Genomic DNA, 25,718 nt, shown 5'->3' on the forward strand with positions numbered 1-25,718 from the left:
ACGAGGAGGAACGAAAGATGAACAAGGAACAAGTATTGGGCTGCGTACAGGAGATACTCCCGGAGGCGATTGACCGCCTGAAGCAATACTTGAGTTACCCCACCGTTTCTGCCCAGCACAAAGCGATTCCGGAAACAGTCGACTACGTCGTGCAGATGATCCACGAGGCTGGCGGCGAGACGAAGGTGCTCGACGATCTTGGCGGCAACCCCGTCGTCTATGCTTTTTTTGCAGCAGGCAGCAATGGCGATGCCAGCAAGACGCTGCTCTACTACAACCATTACGATGTTCAGCCGCCAGAACCGTTCAGCGAATGGCATACCGAGCCGTTCACGCCGACTGTGATCGAGGGCAAGCTGTTCGCACGCGGCGCAGCCGACAACAAAGGCGACCTGGTAGCGCGGCTGAGCGCGATCAAAATTTTGCAAAAGCAGGGCGGCTTGCCGTGCAACATCAAGTTCCTGATCGAAGGGGAAGAGGAGATCGGCAGTCCGAACCTGGAACCGTATTTGCGCCAATATAAAGACCTGTTCGCAGCGGATGCGTGCATTTGGGAATTTGGCGGAAAAGACGAATCCGAGCGCATCAGCATGGTTGCCGGAATCAAAGGCATGGCGTATTTGGAGCTGACCTGCACAGGCGCGGACATCGACATGCACTCTTCTGTCGGCGCTTATGTAGACAACGCAGCATGGCGTCTGGTACAAGCACTGGCGACGATGAAAAATGAGCAAAACGAAATTTTGGTCGAAGGCTTTTTCGACGGCATCGAAGAACCGACAGCAGATGAAAAGAAAGTCGTGTCCGAGCTGCCGTTCAGCGAGGAAGCGACGGCAGAACTGTACGGCCTGAAACGCCCGCTGATCACGAAGGCAAAAGGCGTGGACCCGCGCGAGGCGATGGTGTTCCACCCGACGATGACGATTTGCGGACTGGACAGCGGGTATACCGGAGAAGGCGCGAAGACGGTGCTGCCGAAAAACGCCAGAGCCAAAGTGGATTGCCGTCTCGTGCCGGGACAAGACCCGCAGCACATCTTGCGTTGCATCGAGGCGCATCTGAAGAAGCATGGCTACGACGACATTACGGTGACGATGATCAACGGGCAAAAAGCGTACCGCTCCGATTTCCACCATCCGTTCGTTGCCCATGTGCTGGATACCGCCCGCGTCGTCTACGAGAACGAGCCTGTTCTCGCACCGAACTCGGCAGGGACAGGCCCGATGTACATTTTCGGCGAACAGCTTAAGCTTCCGGTTGTCAGTACGGGAGTAGGCTGGGTCGGCTGCAAGGTGCACGCGCCGAACGAGTCGATTCGGCTGAAAGATTTCGAAGAAGGAATCGCCCACATGGTTGTGATGCTTTCCGGATTTGCCCAGGCGCTTTCCCTGACCAAATAAATGCTTTGCCAACAAAGACCTCGACACGATGCGGGGTCTTTTTTTCGGTTAACTGTTTTTGCGGCAGCTACGGAGTGGACTTTCATTTTGCAAAACATGTACAATCGAGGGTATCGAAGCTTTCGTATAGATCAGGAGGCGAACTGCATGAACAGCGAAATTTCACGATGGGAAACCGCAACCTTTGCCGGCGGCTGCTTCTGGTGCATGGTCAGTCCGTTTGACAAGCTGCCAGGAATCATCAAGGTCGTCTCGGGCTACACAGGCGGCCACGTCGAAAATCCGACCTATGAACAAGTGTGCTCGGATACAACCGGACACTATGAAGCCGTGCAAATCACCTACGATCCGGCGCGCATCTCGTATGAAGAGCTGTTGCAGATGTTTTGGAGACAGATCGATCCGACAGATGCAGGCGGCCAATTCGGTGATCGGGGGCAATCGTACGCCCCGGCGATTTTCTTTCACACGCCAGAGCAGGAACGACTGGCGATCCGCTCGCGTGAGGAACTGGAGCAAAGCGGCATTTTTCAAAAGCCGATAGCGACCTTGATTTTGCCTGCCAAGCCGTTTTACCCGGCAGAGGATTACCACCAGGACTATTACAAGAAAAACCCTGTGCGCTACCAGTATTACCGGGCGGCGTCGGGAAGAGCGAAGTTCGTGAAGGAAGCATGGCGCGACAAAAAGAAGCAGGAAGAACTGAAACAGGTACTGACGCCGATTCAGTACGAAGTGACGCAAAACAGCGGCACGGAGCGCCCGTTTGCCAATGAGTTCTGGAATCACAAAGAGGAAGGCATCTACGTGGATATCGTGTCGAACGAGCCGTTGTTTTCTTCCTTGGACAAATTCGATTCCGGCTGCGGCTGGCCGTCGTTTACCCAACCGCTGGCCAGCGAGAATGTCACCGAGCAGCTCGATTTGACCCACAACATGATTCGGACAGAAGTGCGCAGCAAGCACGCAGACTCGCATCTGGGGCATGTGTTCGAAGACGGACCGGGAGAAAACGGCTTGCGCTACTGCATCAACTCTGCGGCGCTGCGCTTTATTCCGAAAGACAAGCTGGAAGAAGAGGGCTTCGGCGAGTACAAGTCGTTGTTTGATAAACAAAAAGACTGACCTGTCCTTAGCGCGTTGCCAGCATCGGGCCGCCGTTCTCTGTGAATCATTCGGGAAGGCGGTCTTTTTGTACAAAATAGGCGTATATCTCGCGAAAGAAAGGGTGCGACAGAGTCCATGATGATACGAAAGAGATGGTTTTTCAGCTTGATTGGACTGCTGCTCGCCGTGACGATGCTTGCGGCCTGTTCCATGGCAACGGAACCGTCTGCCGAAAAGGAAGACCTTCCCGCGAAAGCGGTGGAAGGAGGGACGCTGACGATTGTCAGAATGTCCGATGCTGGCAATCTCGATCCGCACTTCATCTCCACGATCAATGCCGCGAGTGTCGTCCATCAAAAAGTGTACGAAGGGCTGGTCAGACGGGATGCCAACATGGTGATCGTGCCGCAGCTCGCCCTCTCCTGGCGGCAAGTCAGCGATCTTGTCTGGGAGTTCAAGCTGCGACAGGGCGTTTTCTTTCACGATGGCACACCGTTTGACGCCACCGCAGTGAAGCGAACCTTGGACCGGGTCATGGACCCGAAGATCGCTTCGCCGCGAGCTGCGATGTTTGACAAGATCAAGCAAATCAAAATCGTCGATCCGTACACCGTACAGTTTATTTTGGAGCGGCCGTTTACGCCGCTGCTCTCCATATTAGCCAGTCACGAAGGCAGCATGATTAGCCCGAAAGCGATCGAGCAGTACGGGCGCAAGCTGGCGGAGCATCCGGTTGGAACTGGGCCGTTTGTGTTTCGCTCCTGGGAGCCGGGAAATCAGATCGTGCTGGACAAAAACCAGCAGTATTGGGGCGACAAGCCGAAAATCGATCATGTGATTTTTCGCGTCGTGGCGGACGATCAGAAGCGTATTGCCATGGTCGAAAACGGCGAGGCCCACGTAGCCGAATCGATTCCGGTGCAGGAGATCGATCGGCTGTCCGCATCGAATCGCTTGCATGTGTATCGCAGCGAAGCGTTGGGAACCGAGTTTATCGGGTTCAATGTGGCGCAAGAGCCGCTTAACGACATTCGCGTCAGGCAGGCTATCAGTTCAGCCATCGAAACAGGAGCCATCATCAAAGGCGTCTACAACAATGTAGGCACGCAGGCCAACTCGCCGCTCGGGCCAAAAGTATTCGGCTACAGTTCGTCCGTCCAAAGCTATCCGTACGACCTGAACAAGGCGCGCGAGCTGCTCGCCAAAGCAGGATACCCCAACGGCTTTTCCATCCATATGCTGACATACGACCGCAACGATCGGGTCATGGTTGCGCAAGTCATCCGTTCCCAGCTCAAAGGAATCGGGATCGACGCCAAAATAGATGTGGTCAGCTACGCCGATTTCGTCACGACGATCGAAAAGACGCGGACGCACCAGATTTTCGTCAGCGGCTGGGGGAACGCGACGGGTGACGCGGACTACAACCAGTACAACCTGTTTCACACGATGGGCGGCGGGGCTGGAAACAGCTTTCAGTACAGCAACCAGGAACTGGACAGGCTGCTCGAAGCCGGACGAGTCGAGTCAGACCCGGCCAAGCGTCTCGCCATCTACGCGAAGGCGCAGGAGCTGGAGATGCAGGATGCGCTGCTGGTGCCGATTCGCAATCTGGAAAATCTCGCCGTCATCAGCATCGACATTCAAGGCTTTTCCATCAGTCCGGCTGGCTATCTCATGCTCGACCAGGTCAGCATTCAAAAATAAGCGGACAACTGCTGCCGGACGGGCGCTGCACTCGCTGGTGCTTGGGTGACGAACAAGATCATAAGGGACAGACGCGCTGGTGTATACGGCGCGTCTTTTTTACTTGTTTGGCTCAGACTATAGCTGTATAGGTTTTTGGTATAGACGGAATTGCCGAAAAGCATAGAACAATGCAAAAACGTGCAGTATAATCAAAAATATTTTAAATAGACATAAAACGAAAAACAGGAGAGAGAAACATGAATACTGTGGAGAGAATCAGCAAGTTTGTTGGCAGCACGTTCTCGTTGTGGGTAATTTTGTTTGCCATTCTCGGCTTTTTTGTGCCGGAAGCGTTCGTCGGCGGAAAAGGCTACATTTCGTTCCTGCTCGGCGTCATCATGTTCGGAATGGGGCTGACTTTGTCTTCGGAAGATTTCCGCGAAGTGTTTCGCAGGCCGGTCGATGTGTTGATCGGCGTAGTCGGTCACTACCTGATCATGCCTTCGCTTGCGTTTGTGCTCGCGATCACGTTGCAGCTTCCGCCGGATATTGCGGTTGGTGTCATTTTGGTCGGCTGCTGTCCGAGCGGGACGGCGTCCAATGTCATGACGTACTTGTCAAAAGGCGATGTCGCTCTCGGGGTTTCCATCGCGGCTGTGTCCACCTTGATCGCCCCGATCGCTACCCCTGCACTCATCTCGCTTTTGGCTGGAAAATGGATGGCGATTGATACGAAGTCGCTATTTCTCGATATTGTGATGGTCGTCATTGTCCCGATCGTACTCGGTGTGATCGTCAAAGCGTTTTTCGGCAAGCAGGCGGAAGCGAGCGCCAAGGCATTGCCGCTCGTGTCTACCATTGCTATCGTTTTGATCGTGGCGATTGTCGTTGCCCTGAACAAAGGCAAAATCGTCGAGACAGGCATGATCATTTTTGCTGTCGTCATTTTGCACAATATTCTCGGCTACGTGCTCGGCTATTTTTTCGCCAAGCTGTTCGGCTTGAATCTGGCGAAGCGCAAAGCGGTGACGTTGGAGACAGGCATGCAAAACTCCGGTTTGGGCGCGGCTTTGGCGGCGGCTCACTTCAATCCGCTCGCAGCGGTGCCGAGCGCCATCTTCAGCGTGTGGCACAACCTTTCCGGCTCTGTGCTGGCCACCTATTTTGCCAAAAAAGAAGAGTAGGCGACTGGCATCCTCGCGGCAAAGGCGCGCTGATTTTTTGCCAAAATGGCACGTTCCTGTAACGAAAAAGGCCCGATTTATGTCATAATGGGTACGTACTTCCATGCTGGATAAGTACCTAACACCTATGCGGGCTGACTGTACAGCCGGGCCCGATTCGAAAGGACGTCATGATGAAACGTTTTGCCAATCGTACGAATCATTCCATCATACTGGTAACAGCCGCGATTCTCGCGCTGTCTGGATGCAGCAGCATGGCTGCGCCAAACGAAGAACAGGCAAAGCCGTCGCAGGAGACGACCCAGCCTGCTCCAGCAGAAGTGCCCAAACCTGCCGAGGAAGCCAAACAACCGGAAACCAAGCCAGCCGAGACGGCGAAGCCGGAAGAAACGAAACCGGAAGAAACCAAGCAGCCAGAGGCCCAACCGCCGAAAAAGCCGTCTGCCGAAGGGGCAGGCAAGTACGAAGAGCTGCTTGCGGATATCGAGGTAGTCGCTGAACCGCAAAGTGTAGCGGTCCTGGTCAACAAACAGCGCAAGCTTCCCGAAAACTATACGCCAAACGACCTGGTATTCCCGAAAGTCCCGTACCTGCTCCCGGAAAAGAGCGAGAAGCGGAAAATGCGCAAGGAAGCGGCGGCTGCGCTGGAGGAATTGTTTGCAGCGGCAAAAGCGGACGGAGTAGCGCTTGCAGGAGTATCGGCCTACCGCTCTCACGCTTACCAGAAAGCGCTGTTCAACCGCTACGTGCAAAAAGACGGCGTGGAAAAAGCGCGCACTTACAGCGCCGTGCCAGGTACGAGTGAACACGAAACCGGGCTTGCGATCGACGTATCCGGCGTAGACGGCAAATGCGCGGCGACGAGCTGCTTTGGCGGCACGAAGGAAGCATTGTGGCTTGCCGAGCACGCGGCAGAACACGGCTTTATCATCCGCTATCCGGATGGAAAAGAAGCGATCACAGGCTATATGTACGAGCCGTGGCACTTGCGCTACGTCGGCGTGGAGATCGCCAAACAAATCAGCGAGCAAGGCATCACGCTGGAGGAGTATTCAGGTGTGGTTCCCGCCGCGGCCAATGAGACTGAGTCAAACTAAACCTAAGCTTTTCGGAAAAAAGGAGACGCCGATTTTTCGCTACGGAAGAATCGGCGTTTTTCTTGTAGCGCGAATACACATGCGCATGCAAACGTCCTTCGGCAAAAGAATTTCTATGCTATAATGATCACGGGTGAAGATAATGAGCGAAAAATCAATCAGGGAACGAATTATTGATACGGCCATGCGCCTGTTTGAAGCACATGGCTACCACCGGGTCACCGTCGACCAGATCGTCAAAGAAAGCGGCACCTCCAAGGGAGGCTTTTACCACAACTTCAAGTCCAAGGATGAACTGCTCTACATCATTCACGACCAGTTCATTACGTACGTGCTGGAAAAAGCGGAAGAAGCGTACGAGAAGTGGGATACGCCAACCGAGCGCCTGCAAGCAATCGTCAAATCGTTTGTGATGATGATCGATCTGTACCGCTCGCAGGTCACGATCTTTTATCAGGAAAGCCTGTTTTTGACCCCGGAGTATTTCACTGATATTGAAACGAAGCGGGACCGCTACAAGCAAATCATGTTTACCGTCATTTCCGACGGGATCAAATCGGGCGAGTTCCGGCCGGAGCTGCCTGTGCCAATCGTCTCTATGGCGATTTTCGGCATGGTCAACTGGATTTACAAATGGTATCAAAAAACAGGGACGTATTCGATCGAGCAGATTGCGGACATTTACGCCGACATGGTTCTGCATTCCGTCCTGAAGCCAGAAGCGATGAAAAATCCGGACTTCAACCGCTTTTTCCTGGCTTCGCCCGAAGCGCCGTTCAAATTGTTGTAAACGAATATGGATCAGGCGACTACTCGTCATTGCTAAAAATGGGAGCAGAGGCATAGTCGCTTCACGGTCCGGTCAGCGATGTACCATTCAGACTGACTGGTTGGTCTGTACGACGATTCAGACATTTGCTATAATGTTTAAAAGACCAACTGGTCGGTCTTGCGCATTCATCACAGACCAACCAGTCGGTTCGTTGGCAAATCAGCCGCAATGAGTCGGGACATGGGAGGAATACGTATGTTTTCGATCTATGAACTGAGAGAACTGGTCAAGCTGCTGGAGCAGACAGACATAGAGTCTATCGATGTCAGCGATGACGAATCCCGTTTGCGCATCAAACGCCGGACTGCCGGGCAAACAGCAAGAGTTGCTGCCGTGACTGCGCCGACGTTGCCAGCGGTCACTGCCAAGTCAGCTTCATCCGTCGTCAACCTGCCGCAAAAAGCAGGAACTCAACCGCTCCAAACAGAACCTATAGCAACAAAGCGGCAGGAGGCAACAGCTCATCCCGCAGAAAAGACGGAAAACTTGCATAAAATCACCTCCCCGATGGTCGGGACCTTTTACGCGGCTTCTGCCGAGGATGCGCCACCGTATGTAGCGGTACACGATCGCGTGGAGCCGTCCAGCATTGTCTGTATCGTGGAAGCCATGAAGCTGTTCAACGAGATTGAAGCAGAGGTAAAAGGGGAAATCGTTTCGATACTGGTACAAAACGGCCAACTGGTTGACCACGGCCAGCCGCTGTTTTTGGTGAAGCTTGCCGAGTAGAATCGGCGAATGAGGGGAGGTCTGGATCGTGAATAAAGATACACTGTTTACGCAATTTCCTGTGCCGACGTACGAGCAATGGCGGGAGGCAGCCGAAAAATCGTTGAAGGGAGCTGCCTTCGATGCCAAGCTGTTGAACAAAACACAGGAAGGAATTATCCGCCAGCCGATCTATCGGGCGGAAGATGTCGCAACATTGCCACGACGAGGGGGGCCGGGCGAGGCTCCTTTTGTCAGGGGAACGAGAAGTCCGCTGGATCAGCAGGCTGGGCGCTGGGAGGTCTGCCAGGAAATGGCGGGCCCGGACGCGAAATCGTTTCATGAAGCGGCATTGACAGATTTGGCGCGCGGGCAAACGGCGCTGCACATCGTATTCGATCGCGCTGTGCGCGCAGGGCTTGATCCAGATGAAGCACTGCCGGAAGACATCGGTAAAGACGGCTTGTCCATTTTTGCGCTGGAAGAACTGGGGGAAGCTTTGCGCGGACTGAATTTGGAAGAGCTGCCTTTGTTCGTGCAGTCGGGAGCATTGGGTTTGCCAGTCTTTTCCCTGCTGTTCGCTCATATGAAGGCGAGCGGCCACAGTCCGGCAAACTTGCGGGGATGCATCGGGCAAGACCCGCTGACGCCGCTGCTCGTGGAAGGGCAGCTTCCGCACTCGCTTGACACTGCTTTTGCCGCCATGGCGAAAATGACGAGTTGGGCCAGTCAGCATGCGCCCAAGCTCAAAACGATTCTCGTTCAGGGCAATCCGTATTGCGAGAGCGGCGGTCATGCTGTGGCCGAGCTGGCTTTTTCGCTGGCAACGGGCGTCGAGTATATTCAGGCGATGCTTGACCGCGGCCTTTCGATTGAAGAAGTGGCGGGCCGGATGCAGTTTTCTTTTGCGGTCGGTTCCGATGTGTTCATGGAAATTGCCAAGCTTCGGGCCGTGAAAATGCTGTGGGCGAATATTGTGGACGCGTACGGCGGTTCGGTCGAGGCGCAAAAAATAGCGATTCACGCCCGCACAGCGGCTTGGACGAAAACGGTCTGCGACCCGTACGTCAACATGCTGCGCGCAACTACGGAAGCGTTTTCTGCGATTGTTGGCGGCGTCGACAGCTTGCATGTATCTGCTTTTGACGAAGCGATTCGTCCAGCCAACGAGTTTTCCCGCCGGATCGCACGCAATACACAAATCATTTTGGAACAGGAGGCGCATCTGGCAAAAGTCGCTGACCCTGCTGGCGGCTCCTGGTATGTCGAGTGGCTCACGGACGAATTGGCGAAAAAGGCGTGGGAGCTGTTTGTGCAAGTAGAGGAGCAGGGCGGCTTGCTTCGTGCTTTGGAGTCCGGCTTCGTGCAAGAAACGATTGCCCAGACAGCGGCCCGCAAGCAAAAAGACATCCAAGAGCGCAAAAGCCGCATCGTCGGCACCAACATGTATCCGAATCCTGCGGAGCAACTGCTCACGCGTCCAGCCAACCCAGCGCTTCACAAGCAGCGAGTCGCGGAATTGCGCGCATACCGCAGCCAAAAAACTCCGGCTGATGCCGCAGAAGCCTTGGAAAAACTGGCGCAACATACGGTTGATTGGGTGGAAGCGGCGGCAAAAGCAGCGCTTGACGGCGCGACCGTAGGCGATATTGCCAAGGCGCTGACCGCAGGCAAGCAAGCAGCGACGGTGATTGCTCCGCTTCGCGTTCACCGGGCGGCTGAAGCTTTCGAAACATTGCGCAAGCAAGCGGAAGCGTACGCAGAGAAAACAGGGCAGCGGCCATCCGTGTTTCTGGCGGCGCTTGGCCCTGTCGCCAAGCATAAGGCGCGAGCGGACTTTGCCGCAGAGTTTTTTGCCGTCGGCGGTTTTGCAGCGCTGCGAACAGCAGCGTACAGCTCGGCAGCAGAGGCGGCACAAGCGGCAATCGCATCGGGAGCGCGGATTACCGTCATTTGCTCCGACGATGCAAGCTATCCCGAGCTGGTGCCGCCACTCGCCCAGGCGATCAAGCAGGCGGCTCCGGATATGACCGTGCTTTTGGCTGGATTGCCGGATGCCGAGCAGCTGGCGCAGTACAAAGCGGCTGGAGTGGATGATTGCATTCATCTGCGCTCCAATTGCTATCAGATGCTGCGAGAACTTCAGGAGCGGACAGGAGTGAGCTCACGATGAAGAGACCTGATTTTTCCAAAATGCCGTATTCGTCCAGGCGGGACATCTCCGACCTGTTTCCGGCGGAGGCTTCTGCCGGGGCAAAGGCGTTTGAGTTTGCGGAGCAGCAGTTGTGGCAGACGATGGAGCAAATCCCCGTCAAGCCTGTTTATACAAAAGAAGATGTGCAAGACATGACGCATCTGGGCTACATGCCGGGCCTGCCTCCTTATTTCCGCGGCCCGTATCCGACGATGTACGTCACCCAGCCTTGGACCGTGCGCCAGTATGCCGGATTTTCCACGGCAGAGGAGAGCAACGCCTTTTATCGCCGCAACCTGGCTGCCGGACAAAAAGGGCTGTCGATTGCCTTTGACCTCGCCACACACCGCGGATACGATTCCGACCACCCGCGCGTAGTCGGGGATGTCGGCAAGGCGGGAGTGGCTGTAGACTCGATTCTCGACATGAAAATTTTGTTCGACGGGATTCCGCTGGATAAAATGTCTGTTTCCATGACGATGAACGGAGCGGTATTGCCGATCATGGCCTTTTACATCGTGGCGGCGGAGGAGCAGGGCGTATCGCAGGCTGAGCTGACCGGGACGATTCAAAACGACATTTTGAAAGAATACATGGTGCGCAATACGTACATTTACCCGCCAGAGGCGTCGATGAAAATTATTTCCGACATCTTCGCCTACACCTCGAAGCACATGCCCAAGTTCAACAGCATCAGTATTTCCGGCTACCATCTGCAAGAAGCAGGCGCGACAGCGGACATCGAGCTGGCGTATACGCTCGCGGACGGTTTGGAATACGTGCGAACGGGGCTTGCGGCTGGCATCGACATTAACGCTTTCGCACCGCGCCTGTCGTTTTTCTGGGCGATTGGCATGAACTACTTCATGGAGGTAGCGAAAATGCGGGCGGCACGCCTGATTTGGGCGAGCCTGATCAAGCAGTTCAACCCGAAAAACGAAAAGTCGATGGCGTTGCGCACGCACTCGCAAACATCCGGCTGGAGCCTGACCGAGCAAGACCCGTACAACAACGTCGTGCGGACGTGCGTGGAAGCGATGGCGGCGGCGCTCGGACATACGCAGTCGCTGCATACGAATGCGCTCGATGAGGCGATTGCGCTTCCGACCGACTTTTCCGCGCGAATCGCCCGCAACACACAGTTGTTTTTGCAGGACGAAACCCAGATTACGAAGGTCGTGGACCCGTGGGCAGGCTCGTACTACGTCGAGTCGCTGACAGCGCAGCTCGTGGAAAAAGCGTGGGCGCACATCGAGGAGATCGAAGCTTTGGGCGGCATGGCGAAAGCGATTGAGACGGGATTGCCCAAAATGAAAATCGAGGAAGCGGCAGCCAGACGCCAGGCGCATATCGATTCGGCGAAAGAAGCTATCATCGGTGTGAACAAGTACCGTCTGGACAAGGAAGACCCGCTGGAAATTCTCGAAGTCGACAACACAGCGGTACGCGAAGCGCAAATTCGCCGATTGCAAGAGCTTCGCGAAAATCGGGACGAGGCGCGGGTGCAGGCGGCCCTGTCTGCTATCACCGAGTGTGCGCGCACGGGCGAAGGCAATTTGCTGGCGCTGGCGATTGAAGCGGCGCGGGCAAGGGCGTCGCTCGGCGAAATCTCGGATGCGTATGAAAAGGTGGTCGGACGGCACAAAGCGGTGATCCGCTCGATCAGCGGCGTCTACAGTGCGGAGTACGCCGATGCGGATGAAGTGGCAGCGGTGCGCAAAATGGCGGATGAATTTGAGCAGTGGGAAGGGCGGCGTCCGCGCATCATGATCGCCAAGATGGGCCAGGACGGGCACGACCGGGGAGCAAAAGTCATCGCGACCGCTTTTGCCGACCTGGGCTTTGATGTCGATATCGGGCCGTTGTTCCAGACACCGGAGGAAACGGCAAAACAAGCGGTGGAAAACGACGTGCATGTGATCGGCTTCAGCTCGCTCGCTGCCGGACACAAGACATTGCTGCCGCAACTCGTGGAGGAGCTGAAAAAGCTGGGCCGCGAAGATATCGTCGTCGTCATCGGCGGGGTCATTCCGCCGCAGGATTACGCCTTTTTGCGCGAGCATGGCGCTGCCGCCATCTTCGGTCCGGGAACCGTCATTCCGGTAGCAGCCCAGCACGTTTTGCAGGAAATCGTACATCGACTGGAGGCTGCCGGCCTATGAGCGGCGGTGGAGACGGCAAAACATCCCTGAACTTTTCTTCCAAAGTCCGCCTCCCGCGCCTTTCTGTCGAGCAGTATGTCGAGGGCGTGCGGGCAAACAACCGGACCGTGCTCGCCCAGGCCATCACGCTGGTCGAGAGCAATTCCGCCGCCCATATGGACATGGCGCAGGAAGTGATCCGCCAGCTTTTGCCCCACACCGGGCAATCGATTCGCATCGGGGTGTCGGGAGTGCCGGGAGCAGGCAAAAGCACGTTTATCGAGGCATTTGGCACGATGCTGTGCGAAAAAGGCCATCGGGTGGCTGTGCTTGCGGTCGATCCGAGCAGTACGGTCACGCGCGGGAGCATTCTCGGCGACAAGACGCGGATGGAGCTGCTCTCGCGCAACCCGAACGCGTTCATCCGCCCGTCCGCTACCGGAGGGACGCTGGGCGGGGTCAACCGGAAAACGCGGGAAACGATGCTGATTTGCGAAGCGGCTGGCTACGATGTCATTTTGGTCGAGACGGTTGGCGTCGGACAGAGCGAGACGACCGTCCGATCGATGGTCGATTTCTTCCTGCTGTTGATGCTGACCGGAGCTGGCGACGAGCTGCAAGGGATCAAAAAGGGGATCATGGAAATTGCCGACGCGCTGTTGATCAACAAAGCGGACGGGGAGAACCGCACGCGGGCTTTGATTGCCAAAGGCGAGTACAACCGGGTGCTGCACTATTTGCAGCCAGCAACATCCGGCTGGGAGACGAAAGCGTACATGTGCTCGGCGGTGACCGGAGAAGGCATCGCGGACATATGGGAGGTCGTTGGCGCATTTCGCCATGTGACGGGACTATCGGGCAGCTTCGAGGCCCGGCGCAAGGCGCAGCTGCTCGACTGGATGCACAGCATGGCCCAAGACTACTTGCGCACTACGTTTTTTGGCAATCCGCAAGTAGCCAAGATGCTCCCGGCCATCGAGCAATCCGTGACGAGCGGACAATTGTCGCCGACGAGCGCGGTACAACAGCTTGTAGCCATTTTCGAAAAAGCGATCATGAAATAGAGAGAGGAAGAAGGTCGGACGATGAGCGACATGCACAAAAAAATCGATGACTTGATGGAGCGAAAATTCAAAATCGAGCTGGGCGGCGGTGACGCCCGGATTGATGCCCAGCATAACCGAGGCAAGCTGACTGCCCGCGAGCGGATCGAGCTGTTGCTCGACCCGGATACGTTCATGGAGCTGAATCCGTTCGTCGAGCACAGAGCGACGCATTTCGGACTGGATCAGATGGAAGCGCCGGGCGAAGGCGTCGTAACCGGATACGGCAAAATCAACGGTCGCCCTGTTTATTTGTTCGCGCAGGACTTCACTGTATTTGGCGGTGCGCTCGGCGAGATGCACGCCATGAAGATCGCCAAAGTCATGGATTTGGCCGCGAAAAACGGCGCTCCGTTCATCGGATTGAACGACTCCGGCGGCGCACGCATTCAGGAAGGCGTCAGCTCGCTGGACGGATACGGCACGATTTTTTACCGCAATGCGATCTACTCCGGGGTGATTCCGCAAATCTCGGTCATTTTGGGGCCTTGCGCGGGCGGAGCGGTCTACTCTCCGGCCATTACCGACTTCGTGTTTATGGTCGAAAAGACGAGCCAAATGTTCATCACCGGACCGAAAGTGATCGAGACAGTAACCGGCGAGAAAATTTCCGCGGAAGACTTGGGCGGCGCGCGCGTCCACTCCACGGTCAGTGGCAATGCCCACTTTACGGCCGAATCCGAGCAAGAGGTGCTGGAATCAGTGCGCAGGCTGCTCAGCTTCCTGCCGCAAAACAACCGCGACCGCGCTCCTGTCCTCGAAGCTGCGGGCGGCGAAGAATGGCAGGAAGAGCTGCTGGAGCTGGTTCCGGCCGAGAGCACGAAAGTGTATGACGTTCGCAAAGTGATCGAGAAAATCGTGGATCACGGCGACTTCATGGAAGTGCAGCCGAATTTTGCCCGCAACATCGTCATCGGACTGGCGCGGATCGACGGACACAGTGTCGGGATCATCGCCAACCAGCCGAAAGTAATGGCGGGCGGACTCGACATTCATTCTTCCGACAAGCTGGCCAGGTTCATCCGCTTCTGCGATTGCTTCAACATCCCGCTGTTGACCTTTGAGGATGTCTCCGGCTTTTTCCCGGGGATCAACCAGGAGCACGGAGGAATCATCCGCCACGGGGCGAAGATTTTGTATGCGTACTCGGAAGCGACCGTGCCGAAAATTACCGTCATTTTGCGCAAAGCGTACGGCGGCGCATACGTGGCGCTCAATTCCAAGTCGATTGGCGCAGATATCGTCTACGCCTGGCCAAATGCGGAAATTGCCGTCATGGGCCCAGAAGGTGCTGCGAACGTCATTTTCGCAAAAGAAATCGAGAGCAGCGCAAATCCGGCGGCAACCCGCGCGGAAAAAATCGCGCTCTACCGCGAGAAATTCGCCAATCCGTACGTGGCGGCAAGCCTCGGCATGGTCGACGACGTCATCGACCCGCGGGAAACCCGGATGAAGGTCGCCCAGGCGTTGGAGATGCTCAGAAACAAGCAGGAAGACCGTCCGTACAAAAAGCATGGGAACATCCCATTGTAAGAGGGGAGCATCTTGCATGAAGCTGCATGAACTGCGTGAATTGATCAAGCTGGTCAACCAGTCGTCCATCGAGGAGCTGGAATGGGAAAAGGGCAAAGAGCGAATCGTCATCAAAAAAAGCGAGCCTGCGGCAGTGAGCGCGACGCCGCTTCCGGTTCAGACAGACGAGGTGGATCAAGGCTACCAGCAGGCAGCCGCCACAACTGAAACAGCGACACTTGCCGTCGAGAAGGAGCAGGAAACTCCCGCGCCGGAAAAAACACCTCAGCTCGTCCTGTCCACGTCAGTCGGACTGTTTTACGCCCAGGTGAAGGTCGGGCAGACGATCAAGGCAGATGATGTGATCGGCCGCTGCACGGTCGACGCTTTGCAACTGTCCTCGGACATCGTTTCCACGGCGAATGGGGTTGTGGCCGAAATGTTGGTGCAGGATGGTCAATTGGTCGATTACGGAAAACCGTTGCTTGTTGTCAAGCCACAGTAAGAAGGAGCGTTCCTATGTTCAGGAAAGTATTGGTTGCCAATCGCGGCGAAATCGCCGTGCGCATTATTCGAGCGTGCCAGGAGTTGGGAATCGCTACGGTAGCGATCTACTCGGAAGCTGACCGCGAAGCGCTGCATGTCGAGCTGGCGGATGAAGCTTACTGCATCGGGCCGAAAGAGTCCAGGGAGAGCTATTTGAACATGCCCCGCATCATGACGGTCGCTTTGCTCACAGGGGTGGATGCGATTCATCCCGGCTACGGCTTTTTGGCGGAAAACGCTTCGTTTGCCCAGCTTTGCCAAGATTGCTCCATCACGTTCATCGGGCCAGATCCCGAAGCGATTACGAAAATGGGCGACAAAGCCGTCGCGAAAGCAACGATGAGTGCTGCCAATGTTCCGCTCGTTCCGGGAACAGACGGATTGATCGACGACATCGAGGAAGCAGTGCAAGTGGCCGGGGAAATCGGCTACCCTGTGATCGTCAAAGCTACGGCGGGGGGAGGCGGTCGCGGCATGCGCGTCGCTTATGACGCCGAGGAACTGGAAAAAGCGATTCGCCAGGCGCAAAAAGAAGCGGAAACCGCTTTTGGCAACGCGGGCGTGTATTTGGAAAAGTACGTCGAGGAGCCGCGCCACGTAGAGATTCAGGTCATGGGCGACAAGCACGGTAACGTCGTCCACCTCGGCGAACGGGATTGCTCGATTCAGCGCCGCCATCAAAAGCTGGTGGAGGAAGCGCCATCGCCAGCGTTGGATCAGGAATTGCGCGAGCGGATGGGGCAAGCTGCCGTGGCAGCGGCAAAAGCTGTTTCTTACCACGGAGCAGGTACGGTGGAATTTTTGCTCGATCGTCACGGGCAGTTTTACTTCATGGAAATGAACACGCGCATTCAGGTAGAGCATCCGGTCACGGAAATGATTACCGGGATCGACCTGATCAAAGAGCAAATCTCCGTCGCCGCGGGCAATCCGCTGTCTTTTACCCAGGATGAGGTGAAGATCAACGGCTGGGCCATCGAATGCCGGATCAACGCGGAAAATCCTGCGAAAAACTTCATGCCATCGCCGGGAAAAGTGACCAATTACTTGCCTCCAGGCGGCTACGGCGTGCGCGTGGACAGCGCTGTTTATCCGGGCTATGACATCTCGCCTTTTTACGATTCGATGGTCGCCAAGCTGATTGTGTGGGGTGGCAGCCGCGAGGAAGCGTTGGCCCGCATGAAGCGCGCCTTGCGCGAATTTGTGATCGAAGGCGTGCACACGACAGTACCGTTTCACGAAAAATTGCTGGAGCATCCGGATTTTGTCTCCGGCCAATTCGCTACCAACTTTTTGGAGAAAAATCCGCTCGATCTGAAAGAAAGCGAGCCTGTTTCCGGCAAGTAAAGCGTGAGGATGGTTGCTTGCTGGCAATGGGAAACGTACTCTAGTGGTGGTCAACCCTGCTTGCGGTTGAATGGTGTTAGCAGATATGGTAAGATGAGGTTACTTTGATGACTGGAGTTGAAGCCGATGTAGGAAGCTTTCTTGCTAGTAAAGGAAAACAATTGCGATGGATTTCGCATGTTTATTTCCTTATACGCAAGAAAGTTACGACATCTGTTCACTCAAACGGTATATGCAATCTGACTCCTTCTGGGGTTTGGTTTGTTATATGTATTTGAGCTGCGAGAGAGTAACTTTCTTGCAGCTCTTTTTGATTTTTTCCAAGGAGGACGATTGTATGTCGACCATCAAAGTGACGAATTTGACTTTTGCCTACGACGGCAGTTTTGATCACATTTTTGAAAATGTCAGCTTCCAGATTGATACGGACTGGAAGCTCGGCTTTACCGGACGAAACGGAAGGGGAAAGACGACGTTTCTCCAGCTGTTGCTCGGTCGCCACGAGTACAGCGGAACGATCTCTTCCCAGGTGACGTTTGAATATTTTCCGTACCTGATTGAAAACAAGCAGCAAAACACAGCGGATGTCATTAGCGAAGTAATCCCTGACTATATGGAGTGGGAGCTTTTGCGCGAGTTCTCTTATTTGCAAATCGACGAGGAAGTTTTGTATCGGCCGTTTGCTACGCTGTCCAACGGCGAACAGACCAAGGTGCTTCTCGCCGCCCTGTTTTTGAAGGAAAACAGCTTCCTGCTCATTGACGAGCCGACGAACCATCTGGACATGGAAGGCAGGAAGCTGGTCAGCGACTATTTGCAGACCAAGCACGGCTTTATTCTCGTGTCTCATGACCGCGCCTTCCTCGACAATTGCGTCGACCATATTTTGTCGATCAACAAAACCAACATCGAGATTCAAAAAGGCCACTTCTCGACCTGGTGGGAAAACAAGCAGCGCCAGGATCACTTTGAGCGGGCTGAAAACGAGCGGCTGAAAAAAGACATCAAACGCCTGTCCGAGTCCGCGAAGCGCACCAGCGGCTGGTCGCATGAGGTGGAAAAAACGAAAAACGGTACGACCAATTCCGGCTCCAAGGTCGACAAAGGCTATATTGGTCACAAGGCAGCGAAAATGATGAAGCGCTCCAAATCGATCGAGCAAAGGCAGCATTCGGCTATCGAAGACAAGGCGAAGCTGCTGAAAAATGTGGAGCAGAGCGAAGCACTGAAAATCTCTCCGCTGACGTATCATAAAGATCGCCTGATCGAACTGGAAGATGTGGCGATTTTCTACGGAGATAAGCAGGTGACGGGCAGCGTTCGTTTTTCTATTTCACAAGGCGAGCGAATTGCTCTGTCCGGGAAAAATGGTTCGGGGAAATCGAGCATTCTCAAGCTGATTTGCGGCGAGGACGTGAGCTGCACGGGAACGTTTCGCCAAGGAAGCCAGCTGAAAATCTCCTACGTCTCTCAGGATACGTCGCACTTGCAGGGCAGCTTGACGGCCTATGCGAAAAGCAACGACATAGACGAAAGCTTGTTCAAAGCCATTTTGCGCAAGCTGGATTTTTCCCGGACGCAATTCGAAAAAGACATGGCTTCGTTCAGCGGCGGGCAAAAGAAAAAGGTGCTGATCGCGAAAAGTCTTTCCGAGCGGGCGCATTTGTACGTTTGGGATGAGCCGTTGAACTTTATCGATGTGCTGTCGCGCATGCAGTTGGAGGAGCTGCTTTTGGAGCATGCGCCGACGATTTTGTTTGTCGAGCATGACCGGGAGTTTTGCCAAAACATCGCGACGAAAGTGGTTGAGCTGTGACGTGTCAGGCGTGCCCGGTTTGTCGGCTATCTCTTTGATTCGCCGCGCGTTCTTGTCCTGTTTTGCCACTCGTGGACATACGGTGTAGGGAGGGACATATACGTAGAGGTGGTATCATGAGCGCCGTTTGGCAAATATTTGCGTTCGTACTGATCGGGTACGTCTGGTTTACCGGCTTGGTCTGGCGAAGGAGGGCGCACATCCAGCCGATGCACGGAATGGTGAGCGCGATGGCTGTCGCCATGCTGGTGGGCTTATTGACAGGTCTGCTTTTCGGTCTGCTGTTCCAGGGGAATCTGTCCCGCTCCACGCTGTGGGGAATGACTTGCGGCGCTTTTGCCGGATTCGTCTTCGGCTTGCGCTTGTCCGTGCTGACGATTGTGGAAGGGACGCTATCCGGGGTGATGGCTGGCATGATGGGCGCGATGCTCGGCGAGATGATGACGCTGGAGCAGGCAGAGCCGCTGTTGTTTTTCTTGGCGATGCTGTATACGGCGTGTCTGTTGCTGATGGAGCGATGGCATGGAGTGGAGCAAGCGAATGAGGCAAGCGTCTTTGGCAAACTAAGGCATCCGGTTGTCAGCGCGCTCCTGCTCATTATCGTTTTCGCCTGGTTTCAGTCGCTGACATTTGCGCTGCCGGTTGCAGGCGAGCGGTCGCAGGAGCAGATGCATCATGAAAACAGCCCGTAGTCTGTAACGGGCGAGAAAAGTCAGGAGGAGTAGATGGCTTTACCGAAAAAAGGAACGCGGAGCATAACGGTTCAGCAAAAAGCGTACCGCTGGGTCGTCAGCTCAGCGGGGCAAGGAATGCTTGTCGTGACGATTCAGAGCGCCGGGGAGGCCGGGCAGTTGATCCGGGTGTACATGAAGGCGGACGTGCCCGTAATGTCTGCGGCGACGGAGCAGGCAGGCGATTCGCCGCTTGCACAGGAGCGGCGAGCGATCAAGCCTTCCGATGTGGAGGCGATCATCGCCGAAGCCGTGCAGCGAGGGTGGGAGCCGGAGAAGAAAGGGACGCCGCTCAGTTTTGAGTGGCGGGGGAGTGTGCTTTTTTCAAAAGGCAAGTAGGTAGTAGCGTCTTGGAAGTGGAGACAGCTTCTTGTGCACGGAGATAGCTTCTTGTGCACGGAGACAGTTTCTTGTGTACGGAGACAGTTTCTTGTGCACGGAGATAGCTTCTTGTGCACGGAGACAGTTTCTTGTGCACGGAGACAGTTTCTTGTGCACGGAGACAGCTTCTTGTGCACGGAGACAGCTTCTTGTACACGAAGACAGCTTCTTGCACACGCAATATTGGCGAGCCATAAGGTGATTAAAACGAACAGCGGTCAACAAGGAGTAATGACAGCAGTATACTCCGGGTTGACCGCTGTTTTTTATGGAGCAGTGATTGTATACGTTGAAGAGTGCAGGCGTCGCTTTACGGATTGCGGGCAGCTGCAAATCATTTTTGTTTACCATAATAACATTCTGTAGACAGCGATCTGCTCATTTGTCGGCCAAGCTGTCGAGATGTTGCGGCATCAGCACAGCCAGATCATTTTTTGCCGAACGGACAGGCGGGGCACCGTTCCTGAACGGTTTTTCTCCTGATTCAGATTCCGATTTTTCCACTTTTCCCCAATCAAAGCAATGCCAAAAGGTGCATACGCTGCACCTTTCGTGAGATAGCTGCCAAATAAATGCTATAATATGGACAAATTGTATCTTCCAGGGGGGAGTATGTTGCAACAGCTTTTTAACGAGATGATCAAGCAGGACGTGAAGCCGTTCCTTGCGCAGCATGGCTTTGTCAAGAAAAGTTTGAATTTCCACAAAATAACAGACAATCTCATTTACATGCTCAACTTCCAAAAATCCGCTGGCAATTCAGCTGATCATCTCATGTTTTATGTGAACTGCGGCATTTATTCGGCGGAGCTGGCGCAGATCCAAGCGAAGGACGTTTTGACTGAGCCGAAAGAAGCAGATTGTCATTTCAGGGCAAGAATCAGGGAAATTGCCGAGGTGGCTCCAGATCGCTTTGCCATCACTCCTGATACGAAAATGGATGACGTACGCAAAACGCTGTTAAGTGGATTGCAACAAGTTGTTCAATTCTATCGTACGATGACCAGTGCCCGGTCCATCGTGGATTACTACACGTCAGGCCCGTTTTTGCATTTGGGCGAAGAGAGCTTTCATTTGCTGTTGCAAACGAATGATGTAGCAGCGGCCAAACAGTATTTGCAGGCGTTGCAGGAAAAGCATGGGGCAGAACAGCGATGGACGATATTTGAAAAGCAATATGAGGCGATATTTAAGCAGTATGGAGTGGAGTTTACGAAGCTGTAGGGGGAACCTCTAGGCACGATCCTGTCGGGGAACGATAGCTGAATGAGGGGAAGAGGATAGCAAAAGCATGGGCTGCCGGGAGAACTATCCGGTAGCTTTGCCATTTGCATCTGTCCCTTATGGGTGTACAAGGAGGATAGAGATATGCAACAGTTGGCCAACATCATTCTAATCTTTTCTTTATCTTTCACGGCCATATGTATTGTCAGAGCAGTAAGCCAGTATAAGAAAGGAAGTGTTGCTGAGAAGAAAAAACAAGTAACGACGGGTCTTATTTCCCTTGGGATAACATTAATTACAGTGGTATTTGCAACAATGTTTGTTACTTCCTCTTGAGGGCACTGCCAGCAAAACGCCGTAGGAAACCAGCCCTTGTTAAGATAAGCCCGGCAAAACACCATCATCAAAAAGACGAAGAAACCTCCACGCCAAATGGAGGTTCTTTGTTTATCACAAGAACTGAAAGCGCCGGAAAATCTTGCTAGAATTAGCTCCTTTCAGCATTTAGTTAACCGTAATTTTATTCTGTAAACTACAAATCGCCCAGCAAATCAGGCAAGCTGTCGAGATGCTTAGCGAGCCAGATCATTTCTTTGGCAAAACGGGCGGGCGGGGCACTGTGCCGATCCATGTCTGCCGTAATCCACCAAACGCTTTCCAAGTACCACAACAGCTGGATTCCAGTCGTCAAATAGCCATGTTCCACTGGGTGCACTTCCTTGTAGCCGGATAGGAATGCCCGCGCAAGCGCAGGGTCAAGCTGCTCGTCCAGCGCGCAAGACAGGATCGCTCTCGCCACATCGAGTTGTGGGTAGTCGTATTTCATCCGGTCAAAGTCGAGCACGGCGGTGACGCGATCCGCAGCGAACAGCAAGTTGTCCACCCATAAATCGCGGTGAGCCCATCCGCTGTGCAAAGCTTCGAAAGGCGACAGCTCAAGCTTTTCCGTCGCAATGATTTGCTGTTCTACGAATCCTTGCAGCTCGGTGTTCCCCGCATGCTGCACATTTTGCCAAACAGAGTGCCAATGGGCCAGTCGCTGTGCCCGCTCCGGGGGAACGAACTGCGGCTGTTTCCGGCCTGCAATCGCAATCGATCCATCGTTCAGCAAACGGTGCATCCGCCCGGTCACTCGGCCCAGATCGTACATCTGCGCCTGTGAAGCTTTCCCCGGCGACACCAACTGCCCCTCGCAAAATTCCATGACCAGAAAGCGCTCTCCGTGAGCGGATTCCAGCAAAAATCGTCCGTCATGAGCGAACAGCAGCGGGCAGGGCAGGCCCGCGGCATGCAGTCTCGCTTGCTCGGAAAAAGCGACAGCCAAATCAGCCGGATCGTATAAAGCAAACCTTTTTTGGTTGTATTGCTTCAACAAATATGTGCCTTCCTCTGTCCGAATGTGCCATTTCAAATTGAGCCAGCCCCGGTTGATCGGTGTGGCTTCCCGGATGTGCAAGCCGAAATAGCGCTGGACCGCTGCTGTCAGGTCAGCCAAAATCGCTTCTGCGGCAGCGGGCGAGTGGGAATGGTTGTTCATGGAGCGCCTCCCGTCCTTGGATGAACTCCATACGATTTCGTTTGAGGAGGCGCAAATCCTTTTTATGAGCGGGCGATCTCGTCCAGAAATACTTGTACTTCCCGCTGAAACCCGTCTGGATCAGACGAATGAATATCGTGCCCGCACTCGGCAAACACGGCAAGCCGCGTGTTCGTTCTGCGTTCGGCCATCAGCTTGGCATGTGCTTCGTCCATCACAAAGCTGTGTTTGCCGTGAATGAGCAGAGCCGGGCATGCAGAGGCCAGCCAATCTGCCCACCATTCGCCGTTGCAATGCTCCTGCGAGATGCGCATGCCAGACAGATCAGAGCGAAAAGCGCAGCCGTTCTCGTCCTCCAACACGCTTTCCGCAAAATAATCCACGGCGCGCACGCCAACTTGCCGCAGCGATTGTTTCAGTTCTTCGAGGGAAGCGGAGCGTTGCGGCAGGCGCTCGACAAAGGACAGGTCAACATGAATTTCGGTTCCGATATCTTCCACGATCAGCGCTTTTACATACGCCGGGTAACGCGCAGCGAATTGATAAGCATTGAGGCCGCCAAGAGAATGGCCGAGCAAGACGATTTGCTGCCCGCCAAGTTCGTTTTGGACGAAAGCGAGAATGTCCTGCACGTAGGCGTTGCGGGAGTAATCTTATTCCGGCGAATGCTCACTCCAGCCATGGCCGCGCTGATCCAGGCTAATGACGCGCCAGCCGCTCAGTTTGCTGGCAAATTCCGCAAACACACGCCCATCATTCATGTGACCGTGCAAGCAAAGCAGCACGTTGGGGCTGTCGCCGCCAAAGTCGAGATAAGAGAGACGCAAGTTTTGCGATGAAAAGTATTTGCGGGTTGCTGCTTGGTGTTGTGTGGTCAAGGGATATTCCTCCTTAATGGGGTGCCCAAAAGAGCACCTGACTGGACTTTATCTTGACGATAACAGATAATCATGACAAAAGCTGTCATAGATAAAAAGGACGAAACCGATATGGCGAAAACACAAAGACTGCTGGAACTGTTAATGACGGTCAACCGGAAACGCAAATTTACCGTCGGCGAGCTGGCGCAAGAATTTGGCGTGTCGCAGCGAACGATTTTGCGAGATTTGCAGGAATTATCTGAGTGGGGCGTGCCGCTTTATTCCGAAGTAGGGCCGCACGGCGGCTACCGCGTCCTGAAAGAGCGAATTTTGCCGCCTATCGCCTTTTCCGAGGAAGAAGCCGTCGCCATCTTTTTTGCGATCCAATCGCTTCGCCATTACTCCGCTTTGCCTTTTGCAGCGGAAGCGGCGTCTGCCACGAGCAAGTTTTACGCTTACATGCCGCCAGATGTCCGCGAGCGGATCGACGAGATGAGGCACCGCGTTGATTTTGTCACACCGAAAAGGCAGGCAGATTCTCCGCACTTGTCGATTCTTTTGGATGCAGCCGTGAACCAAAAGGTGCTCGCGATCGCATACGAATCCCGGGAGAAACAGACAAATCGTCGCATTCAGCCAATCGGGATTTACACGCAAAATGGCCTGTGGTACTGTCCAGCCTATTGCTTTTACACCAGCAGCTATCGCGTCTTTCGCTGCGACCGGATTCAAGCGGCTGTCGAGTGTGCAGAGGCAGAACCGCTTGATTTGCGAGATATTCATTTGGACAATCGGGAGTCCAGACTTGCGGGAGAAGAAAAGAACAGCATCGCGATCCGTGCGGAACTGACAAGGGTGGGAGTGCAAAAGTGCGAAGCGGAGCGTTGGTCTGCCTCGATGCTGACGATTCGCCCGGATGGAACAGGATCGCTTTCGGGCCAGATTGCAGAGAGCGACCGCGATTTTTTCGCCGCCTTTTTCATCGGCCTGGGGCGGGAAGCGACGGTTACTCATTCACCGGAGCTTTTGGCAAGCATGAGAAGCTATTTGGCGGAGCTTTCTGGCAAATATCCATAACGAGGGGAAGGGGGCGCAGAGATGACGGGCACAAATGCGGAAGACCGGGAAAGCGATTTGCCAAAAGAGCTGGCGAAGCCTGCGAAAAGAGCGCTTGCGAACGCAGGCTACCATCAGTTGAAACAGTTGACGGCAGTGAGCGAGGCAGATGTGCGCAAGCTGCACGGGATGGGGCCAAAAGCGCTGGAACAGCTCAGACGTGCGCTCGCTGACAAAGGAATGTCGTTTAGCGAGACTCGTCCATGATGTCGGCGTTACGCCGGGAAGAAAAGAATATGTACTAGCGCAAAAGCCGCTTGCCTGCCATTCTGGTCTGATGAGGGTGGCGGTGCCCCAATCACTTACTGCCCGAGATTCTGGTTTCGTCTTTGGAAATCAGTCTGTTTCGTGTGGGCCGCCCTGTACGACTAGGAAGGAGCCTTCACTTTCTTGCTGCGCCCTTGCCAGACGCGGTAGAGAAGATAGGCGAGACCGAGAAAGCCAGCGTAACACAACAGCGTCCAGAACGAGCGCTGGGCATTATGAAACAGCTGGTCGCCCAAAAAGGCGAACACCAGCATGGTCGGGATTTTTCCGATGGCGGTAGCCAGCGCAAAGGACAAAATCGGGATGGCACTGATTCCCGCATATATATTGATCACCGGAGAGGGAATGATCGGGATGAGTCGGGCGAACAGCACGGCGATGAAGGCGTTTTGCTCAAATGCACGCGTAAACAGAGCCAACCGGGGAGATTTCGTCAAATAATCGCGCCCGGCTTTCTGGTAGCCGTAGCGTATGAACAGAAAAAACAGGAACGCCGAGCCGACAGAGCCTGTCCAGTTGATCAGCGTTCCCCAAAATGGCCCGAATTTGGCTCCCATCATGCCTGCGAAAATCCCAAACGGAATAACGGGAAACAAGCCGAGAAAAACGGCAGCCAAAAACATGAACGGCAACAGGTCGGGCGAATCGCTGGAGAGCCAGTTCAGCAAAACGTCTCTGTATACAAAGCCGATGGCAAAAATGAGCGCATACAGGAACAAGAGCAGCCACTTTTTCATGATGATCCCCTTTCCTCGCTCCCGTGCACTTGAAAGAAAGCGCATGGTAATCAACAACATTATAGCCAGCGACCCGATTTTTACACCTTGTCCGTGTGGAAGCATACGCATGGCCTGTGCCTGGATCGACAGCACACCCGAAAAATGGGCGGTCGTGGATGGAACGAATACCTAGTGTCCCCACATAAA

At 54.5% G+C, this 25,718-nt stretch carries 22 protein-coding genes and 1 pseudogene; 20 read left to right on the forward strand and 3 right to left on the reverse strand.

Features of this window, described 5'->3' with window-relative positions; genetic code table 11:
• Nucleotides 1-17: 17 nt before the first annotated feature.
• From M2298_RS06840 to M2298_RS06925, 18 genes are all read left to right on the forward strand, one after another.
• Complete coding sequence (locus M2298_RS06840) at nucleotides 18-1,400, forward strand: M20/M25/M40 family metallo-hydrolase (RefSeq protein WP_280648356.1); 1,383 nt, start codon at nucleotides 18-20, stop codon at nucleotides 1,398-1,400.
• Nucleotides 1,401-1,547: 147 nt separating this feature from the next.
• Nucleotides 1,548-2,525, forward strand: a complete 978-nt coding sequence (gene msrA, locus M2298_RS06845) for a peptide-methionine (S)-S-oxide reductase MsrA (protein WP_280648357.1) — start codon at nucleotides 1,548-1,550, stop codon at nucleotides 2,523-2,525.
• Nucleotides 2,526-2,642: 117 nt separating this feature from the next.
• Nucleotides 2,643-4,214, forward strand: a complete 1,572-nt coding sequence (locus M2298_RS06850) for a glutathione ABC transporter substrate-binding protein (RefSeq protein ID WP_481752848.1) — start codon at nucleotides 2,643-2,645, stop codon at nucleotides 4,212-4,214.
• Nucleotides 4,215-4,453: 239 nt separating this feature from the next.
• Complete coding sequence (locus M2298_RS06855) at nucleotides 4,454-5,380, forward strand: bile acid:sodium symporter family protein (protein WP_122963380.1); 927 nt, start codon at nucleotides 4,454-4,456, stop codon at nucleotides 5,378-5,380.
• A 173-nt stretch (nucleotides 5,381-5,553) separates the two neighbouring features.
• Nucleotides 5,554-6,477 (forward strand): M15 family metallopeptidase, encoded by a 924-nt coding sequence (locus M2298_RS06860; protein WP_280648358.1) that lies wholly within the window; start codon nucleotides 5,554-5,556, stop codon nucleotides 6,475-6,477.
• 142 nt (nucleotides 6,478-6,619) lie between these two features.
• Nucleotides 6,620-7,267, forward strand: a complete 648-nt coding sequence (locus M2298_RS06865; RefSeq protein WP_167470249.1) for a TetR/AcrR family transcriptional regulator — start codon at nucleotides 6,620-6,622, stop codon at nucleotides 7,265-7,267.
• A gap of 237 nt (nucleotides 7,268-7,504) precedes the next feature.
• Complete coding sequence (accB, locus tag M2298_RS06870; protein WP_280648359.1) at nucleotides 7,505-8,038, forward strand: acetyl-CoA carboxylase biotin carboxyl carrier protein; 534 nt, start codon at nucleotides 7,505-7,507, stop codon at nucleotides 8,036-8,038.
• Nucleotides 8,039-8,066: 28 nt separating this feature from the next.
• Entirely contained in the window at nucleotides 8,067-10,190 is a 2,124-nt protein-coding gene (locus tag M2298_RS06875; RefSeq protein ID WP_280648360.1) for a methylmalonyl-CoA mutase family protein, read from the forward strand.
• Nucleotides 10,187-12,373 carry a methylmalonyl-CoA mutase gene (gene scpA / locus M2298_RS06880; RefSeq protein WP_280648361.1) on the forward strand — a complete coding sequence of 729 codons (2,187 nt, stop codon included), beginning with the start codon at nucleotides 10,187-10,189 and terminating at the stop codon, nucleotides 12,371-12,373. Before M2298_RS06875 ends, scpA begins: the two co-directional genes overlap by 4 nt.
• Nucleotides 12,370-13,416 (forward strand): methylmalonyl Co-A mutase-associated GTPase MeaB, encoded by a 1,047-nt coding sequence (meaB, locus tag M2298_RS06885; RefSeq protein ID WP_122963374.1) that lies wholly within the window; start codon nucleotides 12,370-12,372, stop codon nucleotides 13,414-13,416. The genes scpA and meaB overlap by 4 nt, the downstream gene beginning before the upstream one ends.
• A 21-nt stretch (nucleotides 13,417-13,437) precedes the next feature.
• Nucleotides 13,438-14,988, forward strand: coding sequence for an acyl-CoA carboxylase subunit beta (locus M2298_RS06890; protein ID WP_173598748.1), 1,551 nt, complete (start codon nucleotides 13,438-13,440; stop codon nucleotides 14,986-14,988).
• Between the two features lie 16 nt (nucleotides 14,989-15,004).
• Nucleotides 15,005-15,472, forward strand: coding sequence for an acetyl-CoA carboxylase biotin carboxyl carrier protein (locus tag M2298_RS06895; RefSeq protein ID WP_122963372.1), 468 nt, complete (start codon nucleotides 15,005-15,007; stop codon nucleotides 15,470-15,472).
• Nucleotides 15,473-15,486: 14 nt separating this feature from the next.
• Nucleotides 15,487-16,860 carry an acetyl-CoA carboxylase biotin carboxylase subunit gene (gene accC / locus M2298_RS06900; RefSeq protein WP_173595917.1) on the forward strand — a complete coding sequence of 458 codons (1,374 nt, stop codon included), beginning with the start codon at nucleotides 15,487-15,489 and terminating at the stop codon, nucleotides 16,858-16,860.
• 337 nt (nucleotides 16,861-17,197) lie between these two features.
• Nucleotides 17,198-18,676, forward strand: a complete 1,479-nt coding sequence (locus tag M2298_RS06905; RefSeq protein WP_280648362.1) for an Lsa family ABC-F type ribosomal protection protein — start codon at nucleotides 17,198-17,200, stop codon at nucleotides 18,674-18,676.
• 116 nt (nucleotides 18,677-18,792) lie between these two features.
• Nucleotides 18,793-19,368: a hypothetical protein gene (locus tag M2298_RS06910; protein ID WP_173595919.1), complete on the forward strand. Its 576-nt coding sequence runs from the start codon at nucleotides 18,793-18,795 to the stop codon at nucleotides 19,366-19,368.
• Between the two features lie 33 nt (nucleotides 19,369-19,401).
• Nucleotides 19,402-19,746 (forward strand): hypothetical protein, encoded by a 345-nt coding sequence (locus M2298_RS06915; protein ID WP_173595920.1) that lies wholly within the window; start codon nucleotides 19,402-19,404, stop codon nucleotides 19,744-19,746.
• Nucleotides 19,747-20,400: 654 nt separating this feature from the next.
• On the forward strand, nucleotides 20,401-21,012 hold the full coding sequence (locus M2298_RS06920; protein ID WP_173595921.1) for a DUF4304 domain-containing protein: 612 nt from the start codon (nucleotides 20,401-20,403) through the stop codon (nucleotides 21,010-21,012).
• 144 nt (nucleotides 21,013-21,156) lie between these two features.
• Complete coding sequence (locus tag M2298_RS06925; protein ID WP_122963366.1) at nucleotides 21,157-21,348, forward strand: hypothetical protein; 192 nt, start codon at nucleotides 21,157-21,159, stop codon at nucleotides 21,346-21,348.
• Nucleotides 21,349-21,544: 196 nt separating this feature from the next.
• Here M2298_RS06925 and M2298_RS06930 read toward each other — a convergent pair whose 3' ends face one another.
• Nucleotides 21,545-22,549, reverse strand: coding sequence for a phosphotransferase (locus M2298_RS06930; RefSeq protein ID WP_173595922.1), 1,005 nt, complete (start codon nucleotides 22,547-22,549; stop codon nucleotides 21,545-21,547).
• A gap of 62 nt (nucleotides 22,550-22,611) precedes the next feature.
• Nucleotides 22,612-23,334, reverse strand: a pseudogene (locus tag M2298_RS06935) (alpha/beta fold hydrolase).
• A 204-nt stretch (nucleotides 23,335-23,538) separates the two neighbouring features.
• Here M2298_RS06935 and M2298_RS06940 point away from each other — a divergent pair.
• Complete coding sequence (locus tag M2298_RS06940; protein WP_173595923.1) at nucleotides 23,539-24,486, forward strand: helix-turn-helix transcriptional regulator; 948 nt, start codon at nucleotides 23,539-23,541, stop codon at nucleotides 24,484-24,486.
• Nucleotides 24,487-24,507: 21 nt separating this feature from the next.
• Entirely contained in the window at nucleotides 24,508-24,732 is a 225-nt protein-coding gene (locus M2298_RS06945; RefSeq protein ID WP_173595924.1) for a helix-hairpin-helix domain-containing protein, read from the forward strand.
• Between the two features lie 161 nt (nucleotides 24,733-24,893).
• On the opposite strand, the gene M2298_RS06950 is transcribed toward M2298_RS06945, so the two are convergent.
• A complete protein-coding gene (locus tag M2298_RS06950; RefSeq protein ID WP_167470248.1) occupies nucleotides 24,894-25,529 on the reverse strand; it encodes a TVP38/TMEM64 family protein in 636 nt (211 codons plus the stop codon).
• Between the last annotated feature and the right edge of the window lie 189 nt (nucleotides 25,530-25,718).

The organism is Brevibacillus sp. 1238 (genome assembly GCF_029892995.1).
Lineage (GTDB): Bacteria > Bacillota > Bacilli > Brevibacillales > Brevibacillaceae > Brevibacillus > Brevibacillus parabrevis.

What these genes read in the sequence shown, in the direction of transcription:
- M2298_RS06905 (WP_280648362.1), top strand. Translation starts at nt 17,198, where the DNA reads ATGTCGACCATCAAAGTGACGAATTTGACTTTTGCCTACGACGGCAGT.
- M2298_RS06895 (WP_122963372.1), top strand. Translation starts at nt 15,005, where the DNA reads ATGAAGCTGCATGAACTGCGTGAATTGATCAAGCTGGTCAACCAGTCG.
- M2298_RS06890 (WP_173598748.1), top strand. Translation starts at nt 13,438, where the DNA reads ATGAGCGACATGCACAAAAAAATCGATGACTTGATGGAGCGAAAATTC.
- M2298_RS06855 (WP_122963380.1), top strand. Translation starts at nt 4,454, where the DNA reads ATGAATACTGTGGAGAGAATCAGCAAGTTTGTTGGCAGCACGTTCTCG.
- accC (WP_173595917.1), top strand. Translation starts at nt 15,487, where the DNA reads ATGTTCAGGAAAGTATTGGTTGCCAATCGCGGCGAAATCGCCGTGCGC.
- M2298_RS06915 (WP_173595920.1), top strand. Translation starts at nt 19,402, where the DNA reads ATGGCTTTACCGAAAAAAGGAACGCGGAGCATAACGGTTCAGCAAAAA.
- M2298_RS06950 (WP_167470248.1), bottom strand. Translation starts at nt 25,529, where the DNA reads ATGAAAAAGTGGCTGCTCTTGTTCCTGTATGCGCTCATTTTTGCCATC.
- M2298_RS06910 (WP_173595919.1), top strand. Translation starts at nt 18,793, where the DNA reads ATGAGCGCCGTTTGGCAAATATTTGCGTTCGTACTGATCGGGTACGTC.
- accB (WP_280648359.1), top strand. Translation starts at nt 7,505, where the DNA reads ATGTTTTCGATCTATGAACTGAGAGAACTGGTCAAGCTGCTGGAGCAG.
- msrA (WP_280648357.1), top strand. Translation starts at nt 1,548, where the DNA reads ATGAACAGCGAAATTTCACGATGGGAAACCGCAACCTTTGCCGGCGGC.
- meaB (WP_122963374.1), top strand. Translation starts at nt 12,370, where the DNA reads ATGAGCGGCGGTGGAGACGGCAAAACATCCCTGAACTTTTCTTCCAAA.
- M2298_RS06930 (WP_173595922.1), bottom strand. Translation starts at nt 22,549, where the DNA reads ATGAACAACCATTCCCACTCGCCCGCTGCCGCAGAAGCGATTTTGGCT.
- M2298_RS06850 (WP_481752848.1), top strand. Translation starts at nt 2,643, where the DNA reads ATGATGATACGAAAGAGATGGTTTTTCAGCTTGATTGGACTGCTGCTC.
- M2298_RS06945 (WP_173595924.1), top strand. Translation starts at nt 24,508, where the DNA reads ATGACGGGCACAAATGCGGAAGACCGGGAAAGCGATTTGCCAAAAGAG.
- M2298_RS06925 (WP_122963366.1), top strand. Translation starts at nt 21,157, where the DNA reads ATGCAACAGTTGGCCAACATCATTCTAATCTTTTCTTTATCTTTCACG.
- M2298_RS06920 (WP_173595921.1), top strand. Translation starts at nt 20,401, where the DNA reads ATGTTGCAACAGCTTTTTAACGAGATGATCAAGCAGGACGTGAAGCCG.
- M2298_RS06860 (WP_280648358.1), top strand. Translation starts at nt 5,554, where the DNA reads ATGAAACGTTTTGCCAATCGTACGAATCATTCCATCATACTGGTAACA.
- scpA (WP_280648361.1), top strand. Translation starts at nt 10,187, where the DNA reads ATGAAGAGACCTGATTTTTCCAAAATGCCGTATTCGTCCAGGCGGGAC.
- M2298_RS06865 (WP_167470249.1), top strand. Translation starts at nt 6,620, where the DNA reads ATGAGCGAAAAATCAATCAGGGAACGAATTATTGATACGGCCATGCGC.
- M2298_RS06940 (WP_173595923.1), top strand. Translation starts at nt 23,539, where the DNA reads ATGGCGAAAACACAAAGACTGCTGGAACTGTTAATGACGGTCAACCGG.
- M2298_RS06840 (WP_280648356.1), top strand. Translation starts at nt 18, where the DNA reads ATGAACAAGGAACAAGTATTGGGCTGCGTACAGGAGATACTCCCGGAG.